We start from the raw sequence: 4,381 nt of genomic DNA, 5'->3' as shown, positions 1-4,381 counted from the left end.
ACTGCATCCTGCTCGCCAGCCGCTATTCCTTGCTCGACCGCAGCGCCGAAGCGGAGTTGCTGCCCCTATGCCGGGCGCGGCAGACCTCCTTGGTCATTGGCGGCGTGTTCAACTCCGGTATCCTGGCGACCGGGCCGGTGCAAGGCGCACATTTCGACTACCGCCCTGCCAGCCATGACGTGCTCGACCGCGTCGGCGCAATGGAAAGGATCGCCGCCGAGGGTGGCTATCCGCTCGCCGCCGCAGCGTTCCAATTCCCCTTGCATGAACCTGCCGTCGCCACCGTGCTGACCGGCACCGCCAAGCTGGCGAACCTGACGCGCAACCTCCAACTGCTCGACATCGACGTGCCGGAGACGGAATACGCCAGATATCGTCCCCACACGCTGGTGCAGGAGCTGGTGTGAAACTCCATATTCTTGCGGTCACACGAAGGAATGGACATTCTATATTGACGAAATGATGGAATTAATATTCCATACGTTCCCGGAACGGAACGGAAGTGCGACGGCGCCAATGGGGAGCAGCGCGGTGGATTTGCCTCTGCCAGGCCTCGCAAGGACTGATCAAACAGCGCTTGCATCGATCTGTTCGATGCATTATCAAAACATGGCAATTGTTTTTTATTGATAAAGTTCTGTTTTGGATCACGCCTATCCGGACGGAGCTTCCGTATCGTTCACCGGGCGACTTAGGGAGGAAACCTCATGAAATTCGTGACCAGCATTCTCAACCGCCGCGCCGTCATGGCGCTGGCAGCAGCTTCGATGCTCGCCGGCGTCATGCATTCGGCGCCGGTTTCGGCGGCGGACGTCACCATTCCGATCATCGTCAAGGACACCACGTCGTTCTACTGGCAGATCGTTCTGGCCGGCGCCCGCAAGGCCGGCAAGGATCTCGGCGTCAACGTGCCGGAACTCGGTGCCCAGGCTGAAACCGACGTCAACGGCCAGGTCTCGATCCTCGAGAACGCCGTTGCCAGCAACCCGGCGGCGATCGTCATTGCGCCGACCGAGTTCAAGGCGCTTGGCAAGCCGATCGATGAAGCCGCTGCCAAGGTCAAGGTCATCGGCATCGACTCCGGCGCCGACTCCAAGGCCTTCACCTCGTTCCTGACCACCGGCAACGTCCAGGGCGGCCGCGTCGCTGCCGACGGCCTCGCAGCCGCCATCGGCGCCGCCAACGGCGGCAAGATCGAGGGCGACGTCGCCCTGATCACCAACGCGCCGGGCGCCGGCTCGCTCGAACAGCGCAAGCAGGGCTTCACCGAACAGCTGGCCGCCAAATATCCGGGCCTCAAGCTGGTCGCCGATAAATATGCCGACGGCCAGGCCACCACCGGCCTCAACATCGCCACCGACCTGATCACCGCCAACCCGAACCTCAAGGGCATCTTCGCTTCCAACCTGATCATGGCGCAGGGCGTCGGTCAGGCTGTCGCGGAAAACAGCCTTGGCGGCAAGCTGGCGCTGGTCGGTTTCGACAGCGACGAGAAGCTGATCAAGTTCCTCAACGACGGCGTCATTTCCGCCCTCGTCGTCCAGGATCCGTACCGGATGGGCTATGACGGCATCAAGACCGCACTCGCCGCTTCCAAGGGCGAGAAGGTCGAAGCCAATGTCGACACCGGCGCCAATCTGGTGACCAAGGACAACATGAAAGACCCCAAGATCGACGCGCTGCTCAATCCGAAGCTCTGAGCCGTCGCATCCGCAATGGTCTCCGGGGCACCTCGCCCCGGAGACAAGCTGCCGCACAAACGGCTTGGCAATCCATAAGCGTAGGCTAGGCTGTTTTCGAGACATATCCTTGTCTCGCCGCGTGCCAATCGTGAGGCCAATCTGGGAGGATTGTCATGACATCGACGGCGCAGGAACTGCATCCGGCCCCTGTGCTGGAACCGGGGCGGACCATCCTCGAATTGCGCGGGCTGGAGAAGCGCTATCCCGGCACCCACGCGCTGAAGCCGGTCGACCTCGCCTTCAAGTCCGGTGAGATCCACGCCATCGTCGGCGAGAACGGCGCCGGCAAATCCACGCTCATCAAGCTTCTGACCGGCGTCATGCCGCGCACCTCCGGAGAGATCGCCTGGGAGGGCCAGCCGGCTGCCCTGGCGACGCCGCATGAGGCGATGGCGCTCGGCATCAATGCCGTGCACCAGGAAGTCGTGCTGTGCCGCCACCTGACGGTCGCCGCCAACATGTTCCTCGGCGAGGAGAATTCGCGCTTCGGCATCCTGCAGCAGCGTGCCATGGTCAGGCAAGCGCAGACCATCATCGACGATCTCGGCTTCGACCTGCCGGCGCATGTCACGCTGGGCGACCTCACTATCGGCCAACAGCAGCTGATTGCTGCCGCACGCGCCACCGTGCGCGGCACCAAATTCCTGATCTTCGACGAGCCGACCGCCTACCTCACCCGCAAGGAGGCCGACCAGCTCTTCACCCTGATCCGCCGGCTGAAGGGCGAAGGCGTGACGATCATCTACATCAGCCATCGCATGGAGGAGGTGTTCGAACTCGCCGACCGTGTTTCCGTGCTGCGCGACGGCACGCTGGTCGGCACCCGCAACATCGCCGAGACCAACGATGCCGAGCTGGTCAAAATGATGATCAACCGCTCGATCGAGCAGGTTTATCACAAGGAGCATTTCACGCCGGGCGCCGCGATCCTCGAGGCGAGGAGCCTGTCCGGCAAGGGCTTCGAAAATGTCTCGATGACGGTTCGCGCCGGCGAGATCGTCGGTCTCTATGGCCTGATCGGCGCCGGACGGAGCGAGTTCGTCACCACGCTCTACGGCCGCCATCGCAAATCGGCCGGCCAGATTCTGTGGGAAGGCAAGGAAGTTCAGGTCAACTCCGAACATGACGCGATCAAGCTCGGCATGGCGCTGGCGCCGGAAAGCCGCCGCGACCAGGGCCTCTGCCTCAATCTGCCAGTCGGCTTCAACCTGAACCTGCCGATCTACAAGCGTATCTCGAACAATCTGCTGATTTCGAGCACGCAGGAGAAGACGCAAGCCGATCGCCAGATCGCCGATCTGCGCATCAAGACACCGACGCGCGGCGCGCTGGCATCCAGCCTGTCGGGCGGCAACCAGCAGAAGATCGTCATCGGCAAATGGCTGGCGCACGGCGCCAAGCTGTTCATCTTCGACGAACCGACGGTCGGCGTCGATGTCGGCACCAAGGCCGAGATCTACCGCCTGTTCAGCGCACTTTTGTCAAAGGGCGCCGGCATCATCCTGATCTCGTCCTATCTGCCGGAAGTCTATGAACTCGCCGACACGCTGCATGTGTTCCGGCGCGGCAAACTGGTGGCGACGCACGGTTTTCACGCCGCCAGCCACGAGGATATTCTCACTCAGGCGCTCGCCGAGAAACAAGAAAAGCTGGGAGGACAGATATGAGCACCGAGGCGATCGCCGTCGAAAAACCGAAGCGCAACTACAACGTCCTGTTTGGGCTGACGCTTTTGGCGCTGCTGGTTCTGCTCTGGATTCTTCTCTCCGTGGCGACGACGAGCTTCGCCTCCGCCAACAACATGGCCAATCTCTTGCGCCAGGGCTCGATGATCGCCATCATGGCGGTCGGCCAGACCTTCGTCATCATCACCGGCGGCATCGACCTGTCGGTCGGCGCCGTGGTCGGTTTCGCCACGGTGGTCGTGGCCATGATGATCAATGCCGGCTTCCCCATCTGGCTCGCCATTCTGGTGACGCTGCTGGTCGGCGTCGCCATCGGCATGTTCCACGGCTTCGGCATCGTCAAGATGGGCCTGCCACCCTTCATCATCACGCTGGCAACGCTGACCTCGCTGCGCGGCATCGGCCTTTTGATGACCAACGGCAATTCGATCAACATCAACAGCGACACCTTCACCGCCTTCTCGCGCAATTCCTTCATCGGCATCCCCAACCTGTTCTGGATGGTGATCCTGGTCGGCATTCCGGCCTATATCTTCCTGCACCACAGCCGCTGGGGCCGATACCTGTTTTCGGTCGGCTCCAACGCCGAGGCTTCGCGTCTGTCCGGCGTCAATGTCCAGCGCACCATCTACATGGCCTACACGCTGTCGGGCCTGTGCGCCGCCTTTGTCGGCGTGCTGCTGGCCGCCCGCATCGGCATCGGCAACCCGACGCAGGCCGAGGGCTGGGAACTGCAGGCGATCGCGTCTTCGGTCATCGGCGGCACCTCGCTGTTCGGCGCCGTCGGCTCGGTGCATGGGCCGCTGCTCGGCGCCTTCATCCTGGCCACCATCAACAACGGCGCCAACCTGCTCAACGTCAATTCGTTCTGGCAGCGCATCATCACCGGCGCGCTGATCATCATCATCGTCTACTTCGACGGCCTGCGCCGCCGCGGCAAGTAGCGATCCCGCA

General features: G+C 62.4%; 4 protein-coding genes. All 4 read left to right on the top strand.

Features of this window, described 5'->3' with window-relative positions; all coding sequences use genetic code 11:
- On the top strand, positions 1-407 hold a 407-nt coding region (locus EN939_RS22790), incomplete at its 5' end, for an aldo/keto reductase (protein WP_164751151.1).
- Between the two features lie 300 nt (positions 408-707).
- Positions 708-1,700 (top strand): ABC transporter substrate-binding protein, encoded by a 993-nt coding sequence (locus tag EN939_RS22785; RefSeq protein ID WP_127269849.1) that lies wholly within the window; start codon positions 708-710, stop codon positions 1,698-1,700.
- 155 nt (positions 1,701-1,855) lie between these two features.
- A complete protein-coding gene (locus tag EN939_RS22780; RefSeq protein ID WP_127269847.1) occupies positions 1,856-3,409 on the top strand; it encodes a sugar ABC transporter ATP-binding protein in 1,554 nt (517 codons plus the stop codon).
- Positions 3,406-4,371 (top strand): ABC transporter permease, encoded by a 966-nt coding sequence (locus EN939_RS22775; protein ID WP_023812479.1) that lies wholly within the window; start codon positions 3,406-3,408, stop codon positions 4,369-4,371. The genes EN939_RS22780 and EN939_RS22775 overlap by 4 nt, the downstream gene beginning before the upstream one ends.
- The last annotated feature ends 10 nt before the right edge of the window (positions 4,372-4,381 follow it).

Source organism: Mesorhizobium sp. M7A.F.Ca.CA.002.05.1.1 (assembly GCF_003998335.1).
GTDB lineage: Bacteria > Pseudomonadota > Alphaproteobacteria > Rhizobiales > Rhizobiaceae > Mesorhizobium.
The sequence above is the reverse complement of the archived record's forward strand: the minus strand, read 5'-3'. Positions and strand labels throughout refer to the sequence as shown.

What these genes read in the sequence shown, in the direction of transcription:
- EN939_RS22785 (WP_127269849.1), top strand. Translation starts at nt 708, where the DNA reads ATGAAATTCGTGACCAGCATTCTCAACCGCCGCGCCGTCATGGCGCTG.
- EN939_RS22780 (WP_127269847.1), top strand. Translation starts at nt 1,856, where the DNA reads ATGACATCGACGGCGCAGGAACTGCATCCGGCCCCTGTGCTGGAACCG.
- EN939_RS22775 (WP_023812479.1), top strand. Translation starts at nt 3,406, where the DNA reads ATGAGCACCGAGGCGATCGCCGTCGAAAAACCGAAGCGCAACTACAAC.